The 23,185-nt window shown below is 37.6% G+C and carries 14 protein-coding genes, 6 tRNA genes and 1 rRNA gene; 8 read left to right on the forward strand and 13 right to left on the reverse strand.

Features of this window, described 5'->3' with window-relative positions; genetic code table 11:
• Positions 1 to 30 precede the first annotated feature (30 nt).
• The 7 genes from H4K35_RS13950 to proS all read right to left on the reverse strand — a co-directional run bounded on the left by H4K35_RS13950 (position 31) and on the right by proS (position 2,173).
• A tRNA-Glu gene (locus H4K35_RS13950) sits at positions 31 to 102 on the reverse strand.
• Between the two features lie 33 nt (positions 103 to 135).
• Positions 136 to 207 (reverse strand) — tRNA-Glu (locus tag H4K35_RS13955).
• 34 nt (positions 208 to 241) lie between these two features.
• Positions 242 to 313: transfer RNA gene (locus tag H4K35_RS13960), tRNA-Glu, on the reverse strand.
• A gap of 33 nt (positions 314 to 346) precedes the next feature.
• Positions 347 to 418 (reverse strand) — tRNA-Glu (locus tag H4K35_RS13965).
• 32 nt (positions 419 to 450) lie between these two features.
• Positions 451 to 522: transfer RNA gene (locus H4K35_RS13970), tRNA-Glu, on the reverse strand.
• 26 nt (positions 523 to 548) lie between these two features.
• A tRNA-Glu gene (locus H4K35_RS13975) sits at positions 549 to 620 on the reverse strand.
• Between the two features lie 77 nt (positions 621 to 697).
• Positions 698 to 2,173: a proline--tRNA ligase gene (gene proS, locus H4K35_RS13980; RefSeq protein WP_182628574.1), complete on the reverse strand. Its 1,476-nt coding sequence runs from the start codon at positions 2,171 to 2,173 to the stop codon at positions 698 to 700.
• 133 nt (positions 2,174 to 2,306) lie between these two features.
• Here proS and H4K35_RS13985 point away from each other — a divergent pair, with 133 nt between their 5' ends.
• From H4K35_RS13985 to H4K35_RS14010, 6 genes are all read left to right on the forward strand, one after another.
• Positions 2,307 to 3,320 (forward strand): hypothetical protein, encoded by a 1,014-nt coding sequence (locus H4K35_RS13985; protein WP_255492483.1) that lies wholly within the window; start codon positions 2,307 to 2,309, stop codon positions 3,318 to 3,320.
• 26 nt (positions 3,321 to 3,346) lie between these two features.
• Positions 3,347 to 4,885: an OmpP1/FadL family transporter gene (locus tag H4K35_RS13990; protein WP_182628576.1), complete on the forward strand. Its 1,539-nt coding sequence runs from the start codon at positions 3,347 to 3,349 to the stop codon at positions 4,883 to 4,885.
• A 108-nt stretch (positions 4,886 to 4,993) separates the two neighbouring features.
• Positions 4,994 to 5,845, forward strand: a complete 852-nt coding sequence (locus H4K35_RS13995; RefSeq protein WP_182628577.1) for a hypothetical protein — start codon at positions 4,994 to 4,996, stop codon at positions 5,843 to 5,845.
• A gap of 305 nt (positions 5,846 to 6,150) precedes the next feature.
• On the forward strand, positions 6,151 to 7,467 hold the full coding sequence (gene rimO, locus H4K35_RS14000) for a 30S ribosomal protein S12 methylthiotransferase RimO (RefSeq protein ID WP_182628578.1): 1,317 nt from the start codon (positions 6,151 to 6,153) through the stop codon (positions 7,465 to 7,467).
• Between the two features lie 166 nt (positions 7,468 to 7,633).
• The gene (locus H4K35_RS14005; protein WP_182628579.1) at positions 7,634 to 10,771 is read left to right on the forward strand and encodes a S41 family peptidase; all 3,138 of its coding nucleotides are present in this window, start codon (positions 7,634 to 7,636) and stop codon (positions 10,769 to 10,771) included.
• Positions 10,772 to 10,967: 196 nt separating this feature from the next.
• Positions 10,968 to 11,717: a glycerophosphodiester phosphodiesterase family protein gene (locus tag H4K35_RS14010; protein WP_182628580.1), complete on the forward strand. Its 750-nt coding sequence runs from the start codon at positions 10,968 to 10,970 to the stop codon at positions 11,715 to 11,717.
• A gap of 110 nt (positions 11,718 to 11,827) precedes the next feature.
• On the opposite strand, the gene H4K35_RS14015 is transcribed toward H4K35_RS14010, so the two are convergent.
• Complete coding sequence (locus tag H4K35_RS14015) at positions 11,828 to 13,300, reverse strand: DASS family sodium-coupled anion symporter (RefSeq protein WP_182628581.1); 1,473 nt, start codon at positions 13,298 to 13,300, stop codon at positions 11,828 to 11,830.
• A 172-nt stretch (positions 13,301 to 13,472) separates the two neighbouring features.
• A complete protein-coding gene (locus tag H4K35_RS14020) occupies positions 13,473 to 15,842 on the reverse strand; it encodes an outer membrane beta-barrel family protein (protein WP_182628582.1) in 2,370 nt (789 codons plus the stop codon).
• Positions 15,843 to 15,966: 124 nt separating this feature from the next.
• On the opposite strand from H4K35_RS14020, the gene H4K35_RS14025 reads away from it, so the two are divergent.
• Together H4K35_RS14025 and H4K35_RS14030 are read left to right on the forward strand one after the other, a co-directional pair.
• Positions 15,967 to 17,298: a sensor histidine kinase KdpD gene (locus H4K35_RS14025; RefSeq protein WP_182628583.1), complete on the forward strand. Its 1,332-nt coding sequence runs from the start codon at positions 15,967 to 15,969 to the stop codon at positions 17,296 to 17,298.
• Complete coding sequence (locus tag H4K35_RS14030) at positions 17,291 to 17,974, forward strand: response regulator transcription factor (protein ID WP_182628584.1); 684 nt, start codon at positions 17,291 to 17,293, stop codon at positions 17,972 to 17,974. The genes H4K35_RS14025 and H4K35_RS14030 overlap by 8 nt, the downstream gene beginning before the upstream one ends.
• Here the strand turns inward: H4K35_RS14030 and H4K35_RS14035 are convergent.
• The 4 genes from H4K35_RS14035 to rrf all read right to left on the reverse strand — a co-directional run.
• Positions 17,971 to 18,792 (reverse strand): M48 family metallopeptidase, encoded by an 822-nt coding sequence (locus H4K35_RS14035; protein WP_182628585.1) that lies wholly within the window; start codon positions 18,790 to 18,792, stop codon positions 17,971 to 17,973. The genes H4K35_RS14030 and H4K35_RS14035 overlap by 4 nt on opposite strands.
• On the reverse strand, positions 18,782 to 19,372 hold the full coding sequence (def, locus tag H4K35_RS14040; protein ID WP_182628586.1) for a peptide deformylase: 591 nt from the start codon (positions 19,370 to 19,372) through the stop codon (positions 18,782 to 18,784). The genes H4K35_RS14035 and def overlap by 11 nt, the downstream gene beginning before the upstream one ends.
• A 91-nt stretch (positions 19,373 to 19,463) precedes the next feature.
• Complete coding sequence (locus H4K35_RS14045) at positions 19,464 to 22,781, reverse strand: AsmA-like C-terminal region-containing protein (RefSeq protein WP_182628587.1); 3,318 nt, start codon at positions 22,779 to 22,781, stop codon at positions 19,464 to 19,466.
• Between the two features lie 296 nt (positions 22,782 to 23,077).
• Positions 23,078 to 23,185, reverse strand: a 5S ribosomal RNA gene (rrf, locus tag H4K35_RS14050); the annotation flags it as partial.

A 23,185-nucleotide genomic window follows, 5' to 3' on the forward strand; every position in this document is an offset into this window, starting at 1 on the left:
ATTTTATTAAGTCTATACTATTTTTTTCTGTAGTCCGTAGGGGAATCGAACCCCTGTTACCAGGATGAAAACCTGGCGTCCTAACCCCTAGACGAACGGACCAAAAAACTCGTTTTTGATTCTCGATGAATCTTGTAGTCCGTAGGGGAATCGAACCCCTGTTACCAGGATGAAAACCTGGCGTCCTAACCCCTAGACGAACGGACCAAAATTTGGTATGGATTCTGTGAAAGAATCACTGTAGTCCGTAGGGGAATCGAACCCCTGTTACCAGGATGAAAACCTGGCGTCCTAACCCCTAGACGAACGGACCAAAAAAGCATTATTCAATTCTAAAAAGAATCTGTAGTCCGTAGGGGAATCGAACCCCTGTTACCAGGATGAAAACCTGGCGTCCTAACCCCTAGACGAACGGACCAAAAATGCGTTTATATTTCTAAAAAGAACGTGTAGTCCGTAGGGGAATCGAACCCCTGTTACCAGGATGAAAACCTGGCGTCCTAACCCCTAGACGAACGGACCAAATGCGTTAGCTTCCAAAGAACTTGTAGTCCGTAGGGGAATCGAACCCCTGTTACCAGGATGAAAACCTGGCGTCCTAACCCCTAGACGAACGGACCATTTTGTTTATCTAACGCGGATGCAAAAGTACAATATATTTTTAAACCCGCAAGAGAAAAAACAAAAATTTTTATTTCTAATACGCTTTTGCGAACAATACGCGTCCTTTCGAAGGCGCACCTGTTAACACGCAAAATCCGTCTTCCTCTTTTCTATCAATTGGAATACAGCGAATTGTAGCCTTAGTCAAGTCTTTTATCTTCTCTTCTGTCTCAATAGTACCATCCCAATGCGCAGCAATAAAGCCTCCTTTATTTTCCAATAAATCTTTGAACTCCTCAAATGAATTCGCCTCTGTAATATGCGAATCCCTGTATTCCTTCGCTTTATTGAATAAATTCGCCTGAATCTCCTCTAGCATATCTTGCACATAAGTAACAATATCGTCTTTTGCTACAATCTCTTTGGTGAATGTATCGCGACGTGCGACTTCAAATGTACCGTTTTCCAAGTCTTTTGGTCCAATTGCAATACGCAATGGCACTCCTTTTAACTCGTATTCGTTAAATTTCCATCCAGGCTTGAACGTCGTGCGATCGTCAAACTTAAACGAAATATTCAATTTTTTCAATCGATCGGTTACTTTTTTCACTTCTTCGCGAATCGCCTCTAACTGCTCATCCGTTTTGTGAATCGGCACAATCACAACTTGAATAGGTGCTAAGTTGGGTGGTAAAACTAATCCATTGTCATCGGAATGTGTCATCACCAAAGCTCCCATTAAGCGGGTACTTACTCCCCATGATGTTGCCCACACATATTCTTGTTTTCCTTCTTGACTCGTAAACTTCACGTCAAAGGCTTTGGCAAAGTTTTGCCCTAAAAAGTGAGATGTTCCCGCTTGTAGCGCCTTACCATCTTGCATTAACGCTTCAATACAATATGTTTCAATTGCTCCTGCAAAACGCTCGTTCTCCGTTTTGAATCCTTTTACGACTGGAATAGCCATGAAGTTTTCTGCAAAATCTGCATATACGTCTAGCATTTGCTCTGCTTCTGCCACCGCCTCACGCTCTGTAGCATGAGCCGTATGTCCTTCCTGCCATAAAAATTCTGATGTTCTCAAAAACAAACGCGTTCTCATTTCCCAACGCACTACATTAGCCCATTGATTGACTAAAATTGGCAAATCACGATATGATTCAATCCACTTTCTATAGGTATCCCAAATAATCGTTTCTGACGTAGGGCGAACAATTAATTCCTCCTCTAACTTCGCCTCTGGATCTACTTCAATTGTCTTTCCATCTTCTGCCGTTTTTAAACGGTAATGAGTCACTACAGCACACTCCTTTGCAAACCCATCCACATGACTTGCCTCTTTACTAAAATAAGACTTGGGGATGAATAAGGGGAAATACGCGTTTTGATGTCCAGTTTCCTTGAACTTCTTATCTAACTCTGCTTGCATTTTCTCCCAAATCGCATAGCCATATGGTTTAATAACCATACATCCTCGAACTCCCGAATTTTCGGCCAAATCAGCTTTTACAACAAGCTCATTGTACCATTTCGAATAGTCCTCACTTCTCTTAGTAATATTCTTGCTCATTTTTAATATATTAGCAGTTAAGTTGTTTAACTCTTAATTAACTATAATAATTCGACAAAAGTAACTAAATTTGTTTTTAACAACAATTAAAATCCCATCGAAAATGACTACAATTCTTCAATTAACACGAAAGATGAGAAGAATCAGCCTTTTCTTACTTCTAGGAGGATTCGCTATTTCTTGTGGCTCATATCATAACGCTACCTTTCCTCAAGATGGCATTTATGGTCAACGCACACAAGCCGACCCCTATACAGGTAACAATTCGGGTAATTACTATGAGAACTACTTCGCCTCTTTAAACCAAGATATGGATTATTTCACGGATGTAAATGCCTATAATTCGCCTGTAAATGACAGTATAATAAACAATCAACCCAATAGGGCTGTAAGTTATGGTTCATGGGGTTCGGAGCCCACAAGTATTCAAGTCAACTACTACAACAACGGTTTCAGACCGTATTGGGGGTATGGGTATTATGATCCTTTCTACGATCCGTATTACTATGGTGGAGGCTGGGGATTAAGCTTTGGTTTTGGCTGGGGCTGGGGTGGATACTATCGCCCTTGGTACAACAATTACTATGGTGGTTACCCCTATTATGGTGGCGGCTACTATTACCCTTACTACACAAGACCTTACTATGTACACCATGCAACGGGATCAAGATCTTCGTATAACGGCAGCAGTAACTCAAGATCTTCTTACAATGGCAACAGCGTAAGAAATACGAATTATTACTCGAGATCAAATAGCACGTCAAATTCAAATAACTACTATTCGAGATCTTCATATCAAGGAACTCGTCCTACTTCGACCAGCGGAAGTAACAACTATTATTCGCGTGGAAACTCAAGTGGCACAACCAATGGAAACTACTACAACAGCAGTAGACCTAATACGTCAAACAACTACAGTCGTTCCAATTCGTCTAGCAACTACAACCGCGGAAATTCATCTGGCAATTACAGCCGTTCGAACTCTTCAGGCAGTAGTTATAGTCGATCAAACTCTTCGAATAGCAGCTATAGCCGATCAAGTTCTTCAGGTAGTAATTACAGCCGATCAAGTTCATCGGGTAGTTCAAGAAGTAGCTATAGCGGCGGTGGAGGAAGTAGCCGTAGCAGCAGTTCTCGCAGTAGATAATTCTATTAACTTATTTGAAACACATTATGTATATAAATAAATTTATTCTTGGAGTAGGTGCAACACTGCTAACTATAGGAGCTTTACAAGCACAAGAAAACAATCCCTTAGACATTTCGAGGTATTCTGATTCAGACCTGAATGGTACTGCGCGTTTTAGAGGAATGAGTGGTGCCTTTGGAGCTGTTGGAGGGGACTTATCTGCCTTAAAAATCAACCCCGCTGGAGGTGCGATTTTCAACTACAACCAAGCGACTTTTAGTTTATCTGTGGTCAATAAAGACAACAAAATAAACTACTTGAACCAAACTACATCCAAAAACTACACAGGAGTTGACGTTGGACAAGTAGGCGCTATTTTCGTATTTAATTCCAATGACCCTTCTGCTCTGATGAAGAAATTTACGGTTGGTTTTAACTATGAGAGCAGCAAAAACTTAAATAATGATTACAACATGCTAGGAGCAGGACAAAGCACCTCTCTTGGCGAATATTTCTATCAATCCGCAATTCAGCATCAAGTTCCACATGACATTTTAAACAGTCCGAATATTCATGAAGGTTATATGAATGCTGGATATTATCAAGGATTTCCTGGTCAACAAGCCTTTTTGGGATATGAAGGTTTCATCATCAATCCAGGGCAAGCAGATGGAGAATACACGCGAAACTTTGGCAGTAATACCGACATTTACGCACAGGGAAAATACGTGAGCTCTAGTGGTTATAACAGTAAGTTTTCAGGTAACTTTGCTGCCCAATTAGGCGATCGCATCTTTGTTGGAGGTAATCTGAATTTACACGTGGTCGATTTTACTCAAACGTCGCATGCCGTCGAAATGAACCAATCGAGCTTGAATAAAGATATGATTCAGCGCATTGAGTTTTCTAACTACCTTTATACCTATGGTACTGGTTTCTCTTTAAATTTAGGGGTGATCGGACAAGTAACGGATGAGTTGAGAGCTGGGGTAGCCTACGAATCTCCTACTTGGTACAACTTACACGACGAATTGACGCAAGGCCTATACACAACGCGATTTAACAATAACGAAGACCGCGCTATCTATCCAGACGTAGTTAATATTTACGATCGATATCGATTAAAAACACCTGCTAAATACACTGGAAGTTTGGCGTATGTTTTCAATAAACGCGGATTAATCAGTGTGGATTACGGTATTAAAGATCACAGTAATGCTAAGTTCAGCCCTAAAAAAGACAACACCTATAGCATGTTGAACGACTTTTATGCAGCGGAAATGAAAACGGCAAGTGAATTGCGTATTGGTGCGGAATATCGCGTGAAACAAGTTAGTTTTAGAGCGGGATATCGATACGAAGAAAGCCCGTACAAAAATATTAAATACACCGGTGACCTCAACAGTTTCTCCGCAGGTATTGGCTATGAATTTGGCAATTCAAGATTGGACTTTGCTTATAGTCACACAGCCCGTGATTATAAAACAAGTGTGCTAGATTTGAAGGCAAATGACCTATATTCATACGGAACGTGGAAGATGAAGGAAAATTGGTTTAGCTTATCTTACAACATCAATTTCTAATTTCATTTAGAACTTTTAATACTATGAATCTCTTTAAGGATAAACTCTTAAAGAGATTTTTTTATTGTATTTTTGCATCAAATTTTAGAAATTAAAAAATTCAAACGAATGAAAGCCTTTTTAAAAATTATTGCTAGCGTATGCTTATTGGCAACTACAGTAGGATTTGCACAAGAGACAGCCACTACGCCTTTGCGTTATACAGCCTCAAATAAAGGTAAATTTTATATATACTGGGGAGGAAATAGAGGATATTTTACCAATTCAGACATCCGATTTAGAGGAGAAAACTACGATTTTACCATCAAAGATGTAAAAGCAGACGACAAGCCAAAAGGATGGCACGTAGATTATATCAACCCAGGACGAATGACTATTCCACAAACCAACTTGAGAATTGGATATTTTATCACCGATAAATACAATATCTCCATTGGTGTGGATCACATGAAATACGTGATGCGCCAAAATCAAATAGTAAACTATACCGGCGAATACTACGGACAAGGCAGCTATGGTGAACAAGTGGCAGGCCATCCTGATCAAGTAAAATTAACAGAAGAATTTCTGAAGTTTGAGCATACTGACGGATTGAACTACCTCAACGTAGAAATCAACCGCGTCGATGATATCTCGAAACTATTCAATATTTACAACACGGATAAAATCCAAATCAACTTAACGGAAGGTGTTGGTTTTGGTATTATATACCCTAAAACAAATACAACGCTTTTAGGAAAAGAACGCTACGACGAATTTCACGTTTCTGGATTAGGTTTCTCTGCTAAAGCTGGTTTAAACGTTACCTTCTTTAAACATTTCTTCGTTCAAGCTGAACTAAAAGGAGGATTTATTGATATGTATGATGTACGCACAACAGCAAGCAAAAAAGACAAAGCATTCCACAACTTCTGGTTTGGACAAACCGTTATAGCTTTTGGTGGTATTTTTAAATTATAACCTCCTTTAAACACATAATGCGTTCTAATCAACCGATACAGGATTGCGCATTTAACATACAAAATAGAACAGTAGTACGCTTTGGTGTACTACTGTTTTTTTATATCCACTACACACAGGGTAGGAACCACGCAATAAAAGTAATTCCCTGTTCACTAGCCTCGTTTTTGACTCGAACACTTTGTTTTACGAGGTTGCTAAAACGGAATCATTTTAGATTAACTCAAGAGTTCTTATAATTCTCAAAAAGCTTCTTCGCTATAAAGAAAAAAAATGTACTTTTGCAGTCCAATTTTTTCAAACAAATGAGAACTAAATCTTTAAAAAAGAACAAGATAAACGTTGTAACCCTAGGTTGTTCTAAAAACCTTTACGACAGTGAAGTGTTAATGGGACAGTTAAAAGCTAGTGGGAAAGACGTTACACACGAAGCAGCGAACGACGAAGCAAATATTATTGTAATCAACACCTGTGGATTTATTAACAATGCAAAAGCTGAATCGGTTAATACAATATTGGAGTACGTTGACAAAAAAGAGCAAGGTGTTGTAGATAAAGTTTTTGTAACAGGCTGTTTATCTGAACGATACAAGCCTGATTTAGAAGCAGAAATCCCCAATGTAGATCAGTACTTCGGTACTACCGATTTACCTCTTTTATTAAAAGCATTAGGTGCAGATTATAGACATGAACTTTTAGGTGAGCGTTTAGCAACAACACCCAAAAACTATGCTTATTTAAAAATTGCAGAAGGATGTGACCGTCCATGTAGTTTCTGTGCAATTCCTATTATGCGTGGAAAACACATTTCTCAACCTATTGAAAAATTGGTAAAAGAAGCCGAAGGTTTAGCTAAAAATGGCGTAAAAGAATTGATTCTTATCGCTCAAGACTTAACCTATTACGGATTAGACTTATACAAAAAAAGAAACTTAGCGGAATTACTCGAAAACCTTACAAAAGTTGAAGGTATTGAATGGATTCGTCTACACTATGCCTTCCCTACTGGTTTCCCTATGGATGTATTAGAATTAATGAAGCGCGAGCCTAAAATTTGTAATTACATTGACATCCCTCTACAACATATTTCGGACAATATTTTGAAATCAATGCGCCGTGGTACTACACAGGCTAAAACAACAAAATTGTTAAATGATTTCAGAGCAGCTGTTCCTGGAATGGCCATCCGAACAACGCTAATCGTTGGATATCCAGGTGAAACGGAAGAAGATTTTCAAATCCTAAAAGATTGGGTACAAGAAATGCGTTTTGAGCGTTTGGGTTGTTTTACCTATTCTCATGAAGAAAATACGCATGCTTACCAATTAGAAGACGATGTTCCTCAAGAGGTGAAACAAGCGCGTGCCAATGAGATTATGGAAATACAAGCACAAATCTCTTGGGAATTGAATCAAGAAAAAATTGGAAATACCTACCGTTGTATTATTGATAGAAAAGAAGGAAATCACTTCATTGGCCGTTCAGAATTTGATAGCCCCGATGTAGACAACGAAGTTTTAATTGATGCTACTAAACACTACCTAAAAATTGGAGAATTTGCCAATATCACCATTGATGAAGCAACAGAATTTGATTTGTACGGAAGTCCAGAAAATAAATAACAAAAAACGCTGCCTTTTCAGGTAGCGTTTTTTTTGATCATTTAGATAAAAGCAATTCATACAGCTAACAAACCTTGCGAATCGTAACCTGAGTAAAACAACAAACTATACTCAACAACTTGGGGTTTCTTTAAAATAGTTTTAAGTTTAGAAAAAATATAGGATTATGATAAAACATACGATTTCGCTTCTAACCTTAACACTAACTTCAATGTTGTGGGGGCAACAACAGGTACACTTTACCTCAACCCCTTCGCTAAGCCCTGATGGCACTACGGCTTACTTTAGTTTTGACGGTGACATATGGCAAGTGCCTACACAAGGAGGAGAAGCAGTCCGTTTGACGGCTTTACCAGGAAATGAGACTACCCCTAGAGTATCCCCCAACGGCAAATGGTTGGCATTTAGCTCAGATCAATACGGCAATAAAGATATTTTTATCATGCCTTTAGCGGGAGGCCCTATTCAACAGCTCACGTATCATCAAGCATCTGATGAAATGGAAAGCTGGAGCTGGGATAGCGAAACGATTTACTTTACGAGTAATGCCTACAACAATTACGCTTCCTTCAAGATAAATAAAGACGGCGGCACGCCCTCTCCTCTATTTACCAACTATTTCAACAATACCAACGGTTTGGTTGAAACACCTGCAGGGGAATACCTTTTTACAAATTCGACAGAAAGCGCTAATCAGCTCACGCGCAAACGGTACAAAGGAGAGAACAATCCTGATATTTTAGGGTATAATCCAACAACACAAGTCTTTAAACAATATACGGATTACAACGGAAAAGATTTCAATGCTACAATTGATCGTCAAGGTGTCATCTACTTTATTTCAGACGAAAACAATGGGCATTACAATTTATATACGTTCAAAAATGGTGTAAAGACGGCGCTTACTGCCTTTGATTCTTCCATCAAAAAACCCTTCGTATCAGCAGATGGTAGCAAAGTAATCTTTGAAAAAGATTATCAATTGGTGGTATTTGATACTCAATCTGCGCAAATTCAACCGCTTGATATCAACTTACATACCAATGCTACTCTTGAAAAAGAACAAACCTTTGCTGTGGCAGACAACATCAGTTTCTTTTCGATTTCACCTGATGGGAAGAAACTTGCTTTCATAAGTAGGGGCATCGTTTTTGTATCAGATATAGAAGGTAAATTTGTGCGACCAGTCACGGATGGAAAAGAGCGCGCTATGGAAGTACAATGGTTAAAAGACAATGAGACTCTTATCTTTAGTCAAACCTACCAAGGGTATCAAAACTGGTTTACCCTGGCTGCCCATGGCAAAGAAAAAGCAAAACAACTTACCTTTGATACGCGAAACAATCGCGACCTCGCGTTTAATGCTAATTTAACGCAAGCCGTTTACAGTAGCGGACGAGATGAAATTCGCCTACTCGATCTAAAAACCTTTACTTCAGAAACGATAATTAAAGATGAAATATGGGCGTTTCAAAGTGCTCCACCTTCATTTTCACCTGATGGAGCCTATGTCCTTTTTACCGCAAAACGCAACTTTGAGGATGACATTTTTCTGTATAACATCAAGAAAAAAGAAACCCTCAATTTAACCAATACAGGAGTTTCAGAAACAAACCCTACCTGGTCGCCTTCGGGTAAATACATCTACTTTACAAGTGATCGTTTAAACCCTTCTTATCCGATGGGAATGCAAAATGCAAGTATCTATCGCCTAGCTTTAGATTGGTATGCTGATCCTTTTAAATCAGATCAATTTGATCAATTATTCATCGACAAAAAAGAAGATGACAAAGAAAAAGACAAACAGAATAACAAGAAAAAAGAACAAAACTCAACAGCTGTTGTCGTTCAAATCAATACCCAAGATATACTAGACCGCATTGAATTAGTCAGCGATAAATTTGGCAATCAACTAAGTCCAACCGTATTTCATGAAGACAACAAAGAATACGTCTTTTACGCTTCTAATCAAGAGAGTGGGAAATATAGGTTATATCGAAAAATTTATGAGAATTTCGAAAAAGAGAAAACCGAAAAAATTTCAGACCTATACCTGAGCTCTCTTCGCAAAAAAGAAAAGAATATCTACGCATTAAGTGGCAATAATATCTACAAATTTACTTTAGATAAAGGCACACCAGAGAAGATCAATATCGATTATTCGTTTACTAAAAATTTAGCGGAAGAGTTCAGTCAAATGTTCGAAGAAACCTGGGCTGGTGTAGAAGAGAACTTTTATGACGAAACCTTTCATGGGGTGGATTGGAAGAAAACAAAAGAATATTTTACCTCTTTTCTTCCTTATGTAAACAATAGAAATGATCTTCGTGTTTTACTCAATGATATGCTAGGTGAATTAGGGTCTTCTCATTTGGGCTTTACCACAATGGGAGAAGAAGAAAAAACAAGACTACAGTACAATACTGTAGAAACTGGAATCATTTTCTCGGCATCGAATCCATATGAAGTAGCGCGTATACTGCGCAAATCTCCTGCAGCAACAAAAGATAGTACAGTGCAACAAGGTGATATTCTGACGCATGTTAATGGGCAGAAAGTAGATCCTACACAAAACCGCGATGCTTATTTTACGTTTGCTCCTACCCAAGAAGAAATAGAGTTAACCTTTTTACGCCATACAAAAGAAATAAAGGTAAAACTTCATCCCATTTCATTTACAGCACAGAAAAACCTGCTGTATGACGAGTGGATTTACCAAAACAAGCAACGAGTGAACGAGTGGAGTAACAACAGAATTGCTTATAGTTACATGAAAAACATGGGGTCGAATGAACTGGATTCTTTCTTATTGGATATGGTAGAGCAAGAACACCACAAAGAAGGGGTAATTTTGGATCTACGCTTTAATACTGGGGGAAATGTACACGACAAAGTACTAAACTTCTTAGCACAACGCCCCTACCTCCAATGGAAGTATAGAGAAGGGAAACTGACTATGCAGAGTAATTTTAGCCCAAGTGGAAAGCCAATTGTACTGTTGATCAACGAATTTTCACTGAGTGATGCTGAAATGACGGCAGCAGGATTTAAAGCCTTAAAATTAGGAAAGATTATCGGACAAGAAACCTATCGTTGGATCATCTTTACCTCTGGCAAATCACTTGTTGACCGCTCGAATTATCGCTTACCTTCTTGGGGTACTTACACATTGGATGGTGATAATCTAGAAAAAACAGGAGTTGCTCCTGATATCTATGTCAAGAATACATTTATGCACCGCCTACGAGATGAAGATCCTCAGTTAGCACGTGCTGTAAAAGAAATACTAAACGATCTACTTTAGTAGATATCTACTTAAAAGGCGAATTTTTTTATAAAAAAGTTCGCTTTTTTATTCAATTGTCCCTATATTAAACCTAAAGTTTGGATTGAGTGAAGCGGAAAGACTTTTCATTTTGTTTACAGTATGATAATCCTTGGATAATCGTCTTTCTGTATAATTTATCCACTTTTGCTTTTCACTAATCAATACCTTGAACATGAAATTAAACGCACCCTTTTTATCTATACTCTGTACAATCATCACGTCGACAGCAATTGCACAAGAATCCAAAACGCTGCGTATTGGACATCGAGGTGCCATGGGACACATTACAGAAAACACGGTTGAATCAGTCAATAAAGCTATTGATTTACAATGTGATATGATTGAAATTGATGTCTATAAGATAAAAAGTGGAGAACTTGTTGTTTTTCACGATGAAACACTCGACCGAGTAAGCAACGCCAAAGGACGTATTGAGAGCTATACACTTGAAGAACTAGAGTATGTAGTAGTTGGTGGTAAATATAAAATCCCCACCTTAGAAGAAGTTATTGATGCTATAGGCCGAAAATCAGTGTTAAATATTGAATTAAAAGGTAGTAATACCGCCGTAGACACGCATCGAATTATTCACAATTTCATGGAAAGAGGGTGGAGTTATGACGATTTTATCTTGTCCAGCTTTAAGTGGGAAGAATTAAAAATTGCACATGATCTCGATCCTTTACTTCCTTTAGCCGTTTTAACAGAAAAAAAGCCTGAAGATGCGATCGAATTTGCTTTGAGTATTCAAGCTAAAGCAATTAATCCGTATCACAAAATGCTCAACACCGAGAATACCGCTTTAATTAAAAAAGAAAAACTCAAAATATACCCTTGGACCGTTAATGATACTAAAGACATTGAACGCATGAAAAAACTAAAAGTCGATGGGATTATTACCAATTTTCCAGAACGAATTTAATAGGGAAGTTTTTAGCCACTGTACTAAAAACTGCCTGCGTTAAAAATAAGCTTGGGTTTAAACCCAAGCTTATTTTTTTTAGTTACACACTTTGTGAGACTGTGTCTAATCTAGCTCAAATACTCAAAAAAGTTAGTACACTCTTGTAAGAACAACACCCATAGAATGATGACGATAGTACCAACAAGGGCACCGAATATCCCCCCTAATCGAAAGTCTTTTTGTTTGAGCATGCCTGTACCGAATACAATCGCATTGGGTGGTGTAGAAACAGGTAAAAACAAACCACAAGATGCACAAAGTCCCACAACAAGCCCTACGGGCAACAATTGATCTACTGGCAATACAATGGCTGCTATATTAATTAAAATTGTTGCAGTTGCAGTACTACTCATGATATTAGAGAATAAAACCGTAATTACAGCAAATACAATCATCATTATCACAACATTAAACTCAGCACCAGCTAAAAACTGAGAATAGTACGGGGCTAGTAACTCTTTGATGGCAATACCCAATGACAATCCCCCCGCCACCAACATAAGCGTATCCCAAGGCAGTTTTCGCACATCTTCTGCCGTAATAATGCCCAACATAGGCAAAAACATAATGGGAACCATTGCCGCTCCAGCAGTCGGAATATGGTACTTTGTTCCAAACATCCACATGCCCACTGTAACAACGAGAATGACAATAACAGCTAAGCGCTGTAAACGCATACTATTCGTCATTTCCAAGGCCTTATTGACAAATGAAACATCAAGTCCCTCAACTTTGGAAGTATATTTTTTGACTACTGCCCACCAGAACCCCGCAAGCAAGATCACAGCAGGAACAAGTCCTAAGAACAACCATTGCGTAAAATTGACCGAATAACCTTTGGTCTTTAAAACGTCTACAACAATTAAATTGGGAGGCGTAGAAACCATACTGATCATACCCGCAAAAGTTGCTGCGGCTGGAATACTAATTAAAATTGCTTTAGACATAGGCGAATCTTTTCCTTCTCTTTCAATCAACGGCATAACCGAAGCTAAAATCATCGCTGCCGTCGCCGTATTCGAAATAATAAGGGATAACACAGAGGTCACTATAATAATTCCAAGTACTAGTTTATTGGGATTTGATCCAAATATAGCAATGGTCTTTTTAAATAACGACAAGTCTAGATTCGTCTTTCGCATGCCTTCACTGAGGAAAAACCCTCCTAAGAAAATCCAAATTACACTATCCGACCAAGTAGAGGAAATCTCTTGAGGTGAGATCGTGGCTCCTTCTATATTTCCCATGGTATAGACCAAAAAACCGATGATCATAATTCCCACAGCAAAAGGCGGAATTGCCTCTGTAGCCCACAATAATATGGAAAAAATAAGAATGAAAAAGGTGTACCTCTGCGCTTCCGAAAAAACATCTGGTGTCAGAAAATACGTCCCTAAAAAGGCAATGACCAATGAAAAAAAGAAAATACCAACACGTGTTTTGATATTCCATACATTCCAAGAAGCTTCTATCAACAATTCGCTATAAAAGCGAATCCCAGTTCGTATTTTTCGAATCTGGTCAAAATAATCAAATTCCATAGTATTCCATTTACTATGCAAAGCTACGAAATAACTAACTAAAATCTATTTTAACAATTATCCAAAAAAACTCATCCCTATTTTTCTTAAAACCACTAAAATATCTACTAATAAATCCAGTAAAAAAGGAAAGTTAATGCTAACTTTCCTCTGCTCTACTGTAAATATGTCCTTATAAACGATCTTTTTCTTGCATGTCTATTTCCTTACTACTGTATCTTACCTTCTGATTGCCAAAACTGTAGCTTAATCCAAAACCTATACCCTGCGTATCCATATAATCTTTGAAATAATTGTATTGATTCGCATATTGCGTTTTGATTACCTGTCTATCACTTCCAAAAATATTGTAGACGTATAAATTAGCCGTCCATTTTTTTTGATTAAACGTTCGACTCATAATTAAATCTGTGCGCTGATAGCCACTAATTTTAAAAGACCCTTGAACCGTAGGAGTATAAAAATTATAGGTTAACATGGCTTTCCAATTGTTGTCCTTATCTAAATTTACAGTAGTCGTCCCTCGTCCACCAAAAACAAAGGCTTCATTTTTATGCTGTTGTTGATCTACGCCATAAAAGTAGTCTTCTTGCTGTTGGAGATATAGAAAACTAGTTATAGACCAACGAGGTAGAATTTGATAGGTATAATTTACAACCATACCCGCTAGTTGTCGCTTGTCGATATTCGTATAATGGTAGATCAACATATTGGTTTCATCTTCTTGATAGGATATTTCCATGGAAGGATTGAGCTCGCGGTTGTAAAAAAATTCTACATTCAATTCATTAAACGTATAGTTCAAACTAAAGTTATGGCTGATTGCTGCCTTCAAATTCGCATCTCCCTGAAAATAGGAGAATAAATTATAGTAGCTTTTTGCGGGGTTCATCCAAGAATAAGAAGGTCGGTCAATTCGCTTGCTATAGGAAAAACTCAATTGTTGTTGATCCGACAGATCGTATTTCAAATAAGCCGTAGGAAACACTTTGAAATACGACTGATCCTTACTCCCCACTCCTGTACTTTGGGTTTGAATCCCCGTATATTCTCCTCTAAATCCTACTTTTGCTTGCCATTTCTTCCATTGTTTAGTATAGGAAATATAAGAAGCCCAATTGATTTCTTGATAGTCGTATTCATTACTTTTTTCTTTGTTATTGGACGTTATCCCTTCTTCTTGATCAAAGAAATCCAACAAATAAGTAGCTTTTACTATACTGTATTTACCTCCTACTTCAACTTTTGAATGTTCGTTGTCTACGGAATAATCGAGTCCTGAAACGGCTAATCGCGTACGTTGATTGTTATCTGTGGCAAAAAACTGTTCCGATAGTGGTTGATCCTTAAAGTTTAGTTGAGTCAATACTGCTTGATCTTCCTTTTGGTTTTCATAGGTAAAATAAGAGGACCACACTAATTTTTTCATAGGATTAAACATTTTCTCCACCAAAAAATAACTAGTATAGGAATCCATATTGGCTTGTCTATCGTTAAAAGTGGTATAAGTAGACTCTATGCTCTCTTGTGTATTGTAAATCGAAGTAGGGATGGCATAATGTCCTTTACTACGCTCGTTGATATAACCATTGCCACCAATGGTCAGCGTCAGGGTTGTATCGAGTTTCACGTCCATTTCTACAGCGAAATTATGTTGTCCTTTGATGTGATTTTTACGCGTCATCACACTACTCCATCGTTCGCCATTTTGATAATAAACATTATCCTCATTGTAGCGTACGCCTGTTCCATTTCCAAAGGAATAATTCCCTGATAAATTAATTTTTTCTCCCGAATACGTATGTTGCGTAGCAATTGTATTCATTGCATACGTCGTTTGTTTAAATCGATTAGACAAACTTCCCTTATATCCTAGTAAATTATTTTTTTTCAATTTAATATTGAGTACAGCATTTCCTTGGGCTTCATATTTTGCGGGGGGATTGGTAATTACTTCTACTGCCTCTACTTGTGTCCCTTCGGTTGCCTCTAACATCGCTTTCAATTGATCTCCCGACAGCATGACCTTGCGATCATTGATCGTAACCAAAATACTTTGACTTCCTCTGATACTCAGATTATCACCTATGGCATTGACTCCTGGGGTTTGTTTAACAATATCCCAGGCATTTGAGGTGGCCAAAGGCGTGTCTTGTACATTAAAAACTAAGCGATCTATTTCGCGTTTAATCGTTGGTCGTTTTGCTTGAACCACGACTTCATCTAAAAGAACGGGATCTTCAACCAACCTCAGAATAGAAGGAATCCCCTCATTCACAGCAATAACTTGAGACTGATAGCCGATATAGTGAAAGGTTACTGTTGTGAATTTCTCTTTTGAATCAATTTGATATTCACCTTGTTCATTTGTATAAAAGGAAGAGACAACTGTTCCATTTTCATCTTGTAACACAACTGTAACAAAAGCTAGTCCTTCTTGTTTTTCATCCGTTACTCTTCCCTTTGTAGTAAAATCTGTTGTTTGTGCCTGTACCAAAACAGACATCAGCAATAAAAACAACATAATAATTAGACGTACCATACTTTTATTTATTTAAAACAAAGGTGTTATAAAGTAAATTTGAAACGGGTTAACGAACGGTTAATGAACGGTTAACGCAAAATACAAGGGGTAAAATCCATTAAATTAAGCTAATTTTGCACCTATGAAGTATTCAAAACCAAAGTATTATCTTATTGCCTTTAGTGTATTCTATCTTCTTTTGATTGGGATAATGACGTTTTATTTTCTTCAAGTACTCGCCTTAAAAAAGAAAGAAATTAACACGATTGCCCACCAGAAGTTAGATGCATTGGAAAGTGTGCTTGTTTTTGATAAAAAATCAAAGAAAAAAGACAATATACTGTATCAAGCCGTTATAGATTTACTGTATAAAAAGGCAACTATTGCAGATATTAAAACAAAGAATGAAGATTTTTTTCGCCAAGCAAATCTCGACGCTTCTCAAAAAATAGATAGTGCCTTTCAAGACCTTGGATATGCAGTGGCCTATCGCGTAGACTTGACTCATGTAATTCTCAATACAACCAAAGAAAATGTGCTACTGGAACCTGTAACCATTTTAGAAACACAAAAAAAAATAACAGAAGCTAGTCGTATTAACACGTCTCAGTGGGAAGTAGAAGAAACGAGCAAACATACTACTGAGGAGGAACTTTGTGCAGATTGCCCGGAAGACTATAGCAATCACTTTACAGTTAATCAAGAAAAGTACATTCAAGTACTCAATTTTTACAGCATAGCCTTCCGTGATTTATTTCCACTACTATTGGGTTCTTTCCTCATTTGTACCTTTATTTTAGTTTTGTATTTTATAACCTATAAAACCATCAAAAAGAAAGAACAAGAAGTATGGACGCTTCACAATATGGTTGACAATGTATCCCATGAGTTCAAACTGCCCATTGCAACATTGAAATACGGATGCAATAACCTGCAACAAGAATACAATTCACCTACGGTAGAATTGATTCAACGTCAATTGAGCCGCTTAGAGCGCTTGCAAAATCAATTAGGAGGCTTCGTTTCCATCACCGACCAAATGTTTAGTAAAACACAACTCATGCAGTTAATTGCCGATCTACAGCTCAAGAACACTGAAGTTCACTTTACGATACATTGGGAAGTAGAAGAAGTACTCGAATTCCCACAAACAGAAATGGAAACAATCTTGTTGAATCTCATAGAAAATGGCATTAAGTATGGAGGTACAGCAATTAGCTGTACATTGAAAAAAGAAAAAAATCAGTTGTGTATACAGGTTACTGATAATGGGATAGGCATTGAAAAAGGAGAACAAAATCTAATTTTTCGCAAGTTTTATCGCATTAGACAACACAATATTCACAATACGCTGGGTTTGGGTATAGGCTTATATCAAGTCAAGCAAATTGCCATACAGCGAAAAGGCAGTGTTCACTTAAAAAGTAAATTAACCGAAGGCTCTACCTTCACTATTCTTCTCCCTTATGCATAAAATTCTCCTAGTAGAAGATGATCTCGATTATGGTACGGTAGTCAAGCAATATCTTGAGTTCAGTGGTTTTCAAGTCATATGGACACCTACGGCAACCGATGTTGCATCGTTAATCGCACAACACACTTTTGATCTAGCAATTTTAGATATAATGTTGCCTGTGAAAGACGGATTTACTTTGGCCAAGGAAATACACCAAAACCACTCCCAGATTCCCTTTCTTTTTCTAACAGCTAAAAATCAAAATATCGATCGTCTGTTAGGATTAAAATTAGGCGCTGCTGATTATGTTTCAAAAACCTGTGATCCCGAAGAATTAAAATTGCGCATCGACAATATTCTTCGGTATACGCAGTCGAAAAATATGCAAACCTACCAGTTGGGAATCTTTGTGTTTACACCCAATTTGTTGCGTCTAGAAACTTCCAAAAAAACGTATCAATTGACAGAACGCGAAAGAGATTTGCTTTTGCTTTTCATTCAACACGATCGATCCATTGTAGAACGCGAGGTAATTCTAAATCAATTGTGGCAATCCGCAGATTACTTTAGTGGGAGAAGTTTAGATGTTTTTGTCACGCGTTTGCGCAAGTATTTATCCGATGATGATGCTATACAGATCAGTAGCATTCGCGGCGTAGGATTCAAGATTGATTTAGCGCGTCCATTGCATTAATCATACGTAAACTGAAGAAAGAAATCTTCTTTAAGTACGTATTTATCTTGAATTTGCTCTAACGCATGCTGACTTTCTCGCTTCCATTTTTCTTCCTGGGTTTGTTTGTATAACTCATAGGTTGCAAGCGCATAATTAGCGAGGTAATCTGTTGCCGTACCAAAGTGTTCTTTGCTCTTTTCGAAAAATGCAATCGATTTTTCGTATTGCGCATTCATTCGCAAGAGGATAGCCTTGATAAAATAAATTTCTTGTTCTCGTTCTGGTGTTAACCCACCTGTACTTTTATATTTAGCTAAGGTGCGATCTGTATTGACCAATCCCTCCACAAGATCACCTATCGATGTTGCTGTTAAACTCAATCCGTAATATCCTTCAGGACGTTGAGGAAAATATTGTTTAATCTCTTCGTATTTTTTTCGTGCTAGTCCCACATTTCCTATGCGCAAAGCGGATTCTGCTAAGGCAATTTTAAAGGACATTTGAGGTTGAGTTGACAAACTATCCGCATAGTATAAATAGGAGTAAGCGGCGGCGTCTTTGTCTTGTTTGGTCAAAGCAATACCGGTATAATAGTAAGCATCACACAGACTTTTATCTTGCTGAATAATCTGAAAAAAAATTCGCCCTGCCGTATTGTAATAAGCCGTTTGTTGCAAGGCAGAAAAACCCGTTTCATACAAATCTAATAATTCTTTATTGTCTGTTGGGCATGCCAAATCAGCAATTGAATAGGGAACATCTACCTGTGCTATACAAGGTATCCCCCATCCAAATATCCAACTATAGAAAATAAAGTTATACGATTTAAACTTCATAAACTAAAGGCGTTTCTAAAGTAGCATCTGCATACTGTCGCTCTGCTTGTTCTTGAATGCGATCGGTAAACAACACCCCATTGAGGTGATCGTATTCATGTTGAATAATCACAGCAGTATATCCTTCAATAACTTCTTGATATTGATTGCCCTCTAAATCGTAATACAGCACCTGAATCGCTAAACTGCGGTACACATTGGCGTAGCAATTTTCTATAGACAGACACCCTTCTTCTCCTTGTTGCAACAAAGAAGAATACCAAACAATTTGTGGATTAATGAAAAATTCAAAAGGCTCATTGGGTTTGTCGAAGCGCTTAACTAAAAACAATCGTCGATTTATACCCACTTGAGGAGCAGCAATACCAACACCTGCACGTTCACCATCCGTAACTGTTTTATACATTCTGGCGATCAATAATTGTACGTTTGGATCTTGTGGGTTAATCTCGGTACAATTCGCTTGCAATACACGCAGCTCCTCCGCTACCGTATTTTGGTACACATATAAGGGATCTGATTGAGCACCTTGTGTTAGTAGGGCTAATTCTTCTGTAGTCAATAAAGGGATAGATATCATACGTTTCTATTTCAAAATCAAAAAGTAAAAGTACTATTTCTCCCGCTAGCAAAAAAAATAAAAGCTAGAGATTACACTCTAGCTTCTATTTTTATGCTGCTGGTTCTGCTATTTTTTCCTTTGTAACGGGTGCTGTTGCTTCAGTCGGTTTTGTTGCTTCCTGGGGTGTAGCTTCAGGTACTGTTCCTGTTTCTGGTATTGCTCCAGACTCTGGTGTAACGCCCGTTTCAGGCGTTGCTCCACTTTCAATACCTTCCTCTGGTTGCTCCTCGTCATCTTCATCGTCGTCATCCGTCGGTCTACCCAATACTTCACTCGGTTTATAACGCCCTAGTTTAATTTTGAAATTATCGGAATTTCCTTGAATCTTCATCGGAATCCCAATGATTCCCATTGGTGGCAAGCCCAATCGCAAGCCGATATTCATTTCACCATCTAAGCTTACTTGCCCTTCAAATCTCGGTCTAAATCCAGCCATTTTCATTCGGGTACGCTCAATGGTCATCACATTATCTTTAATCGTGGTTTTAATCTCAACATCGGTTGCTTTCCCTTCTTCTAACGATTTTGTATTCGTTTCTTTGGCAATGGCACCAAGCAAATTGAATCCTTTAAATTCAATATTTTCAAGTGTTAAAGATCCTCCTCCTTCTAAAGAGCGGAAGACAGGAAACATATTTTTATCCAAATCCCCTTTTAACTCATAGTTTAATGAAACCTGACCATGGGCATCTTTGGCCATACTCACCATTTCTCTAAACAAAGTAATTTCTTTATAGGCCCTTTGAATATCAAAATCAGATGCTTGAATAGCATAGTCAAATTTAGCTTTTCTAAAGCCCGTAGGCTCATAGGTACCATTCATAGCTACCTGGGTGCCTATCAATCCAAAATTCGTCTTTTGCAAGTCTATTTTACCACCGTTTACCAATAAACTACCAGTGAAATTCTCCAAATTGTACTCACTATACTTTATCTTCTTGGCATCGGCATCAAATAAAATATTTAAGTTTTTAGGAACCTGAATCACACCCGTTCCTGAAGAAGAGGCTGTAGCATTTGTCGAACTTCCCTTAGAATCAAACATCATAAATTCATCAACATTAAAATACGGACTTTCAAAGGTGAATTTTCCTTTTAACGTATCTTCTTTCAAAATGTAATCGATAACGTTGGTTAAATAACCTTTCATATTAATCTCTGACGTTCCATACGTAGCCACAAATTTCTCAAAGCCCATTTTCTCTTTAAAGAACTTGAATACCCCTTTTTTAATGTGCAACGGATAAGGAAACAGTTCAGAGTGAATTTTGATGTTGTCTACCTCAAATTTTCCGCCGTTTTTCAACTTATCGAAATCACCTTTTATAGCGTCACTTTGCAATCCTTTCAAAAATAAACTAGTAATAATTCTACCGTGAACATCAATACCATCAACTTTGAATATCTTGTATATATCGCCAATATTAATGGTCCCTTTTGAGGTGATATTGTAATTTAAATTATTCAAGTTATATAAACTTGCCGCCAATTGAAAGGGTTCTTTTGCTATTTTGAAATTAATAGGCAATACCTCTATAGAGAGGTCATTCATGGATCCACGGGAACTCTTAACGATCATGTGTACTTGAATATCTTCTATCGGCAATTCAGGCAATCGCTTCAATTGTACATACCCATTATTTAATTTTACTTCGGTGTTCATGATAGGAAAGCGCTTGCGCTTCGGCTCATAACTTCCTTTTACCGTTCCATCAATCATCAAATTTCCACGCAACACAGCGTCGTCAAAAGGAATAAATTCTTTGATGTTTTCAAAATCAACATTCGCTTCTATACGCGCATCAACGTCATACGTTTTTAAATTATTCACGGCTAAATGTCCTTTGACAAAATTATCCATGGCCAAAAGATTCAAATTGTCAATGCGAAACTTAATGTCTTCAATTTTATTCGTTCCTCCTTCTGCTTTGACATCAAAACTAATTTGCTCTAATGCTTGAGGTAAACTATCCAATTTAAAGTAACCATTTCGAATCATTCCGTCTAAATCAAATGTGGGAATACTCGTGATTACTGTATCTCTTTTTACAGTACGCAGTGTTCTCGTTTCTACGACTCCCATAGCATATTGACCATCAATTTTTCCTTTTACTTGTAAGTCCCCTTTTAGGTTCACACCTGTAAATCCAACCGCTTTTTGGATGAGCTCTAAGTCTAAATCCAAGGCGATTGCACTTTGTATGGTTGGCGTTTCAAAACCAGTAGTATGAAGGCTAATATCACTTTTGCGTCCGGCAATACTAAAAGCAAGTTGATCGATAATTACTTCACTTTGTTCCATGTCTAACGAAGGCATTTTAAAGTGAAAATCTAACGTTAAATCTTCAATGGGATCAAGTACTTCACCATGCTGAATACGTCCATTAGCAATCGCTAAATCTAGGTTAATCGACGGTCTAATCGTATCTAGGGCCAAAAATTGCCCTTCTAGTTTAAAGTGACCATCCACTACACCGTCAAAACGAGTTTGATCTAACCAGTTTTGGTATTCTGGTGGTACTAGCGAAAGCAACTCATTTAAACTGCCCTTTTCCGTATCGATGTCAAACAACATATCATACCCATTCTCGATAAATCCAAAACGACCAATAAAGCTTACCAACAAGTCTTTGATTTTGACATTGTTCTTTTGAAATTCAAAGGTTAGGGATTTCGTATCAATCAAGGTTTCTAAATCAGCTAATAAAGGCTTGTCTTTGACGTAAAAAACATTGTCAAAACTAAAATCAAACGAGCGAACGCGTATTTTACTTTTCAATTGAAATACAGCTTCACTCATATTACCACTACCTAAGTAGTCAAAGTTAATAGCATTAAAATGCATATTTCCAGCTTCATCACAATAGCGAATTTGCGCATTCTTAATCTCTAATTGATCAATTTGCAAATCAAATCCTTTTTCTTCCTCTTGTGAATCATCCGTAGCTTTTACAACCATATAGTTGGCCTCGCCTTTTTCATTTACCAATAGGTCAACGACAGGCGAATCTATAAATAGACGATTGAAGCTTATTTTAGAATCTAACAAACTCATCATATTAATCCCCAAGCCCAATTCTTTTGCTTGTAGCAAATGCATGGGTTGAAGGGAGTCTACTTGCACACCTTCAACACTTGGATGAAGAATTGTAGCCGTTAAATAGGGAAAATTCTTATAAAAAGAAACCGAAATATCGTCAAAAGCCACTTCTCCTTCAATGGATTCAGCTAATAGCTTTTTAACTTCTTCATTAATAGTATCTTTAAAAAATACAGGTAAAACAAACAGTAAACCTAAAATAAAAACCACTAATGCACCTAAAGCAATAGCGATCCGCTTCACAACTTTTTTTCCAGAAAAACTCATATCGATGAACTATACAAATTGCGTAGAAACAAAACCAATTATTTCACAAATTATAATGCAAAAGTAAAACATCTTCTCCCTATAAAAAATTAAAACATATTTTTTTTAGAAAAGAGATACTATTAAGATACTATTGAGATAGAAAATAAGGGGAAAAAGAATGTTGGTTGCGCGGTTTGTTCTTTGCGCGGTTTGCACGGTTTGTTGGTTGTGTGGTAAGTGGTGAGTGGTACTACTCACTACTCACCATTCACCAAAAAAAAAGCCTGACTACTTGCGTAATCAGGCTTTCAAAAGAAGGGCGACGACATACTCTCCCACCATGTGGCAGTACCATCTGCGCTAGCGGGCTTAACTTCTCTGTTCGAAATGGGAAGAGGTGAGCCCCGCCGCAATAACCACCC

Source organism: Myroides sp. NP-2, from assembly GCF_014145665.1.
In the GTDB taxonomy this organism is placed as follows: Bacteria; Bacteroidota; Bacteroidia; order Flavobacteriales; family Flavobacteriaceae; genus Flavobacterium.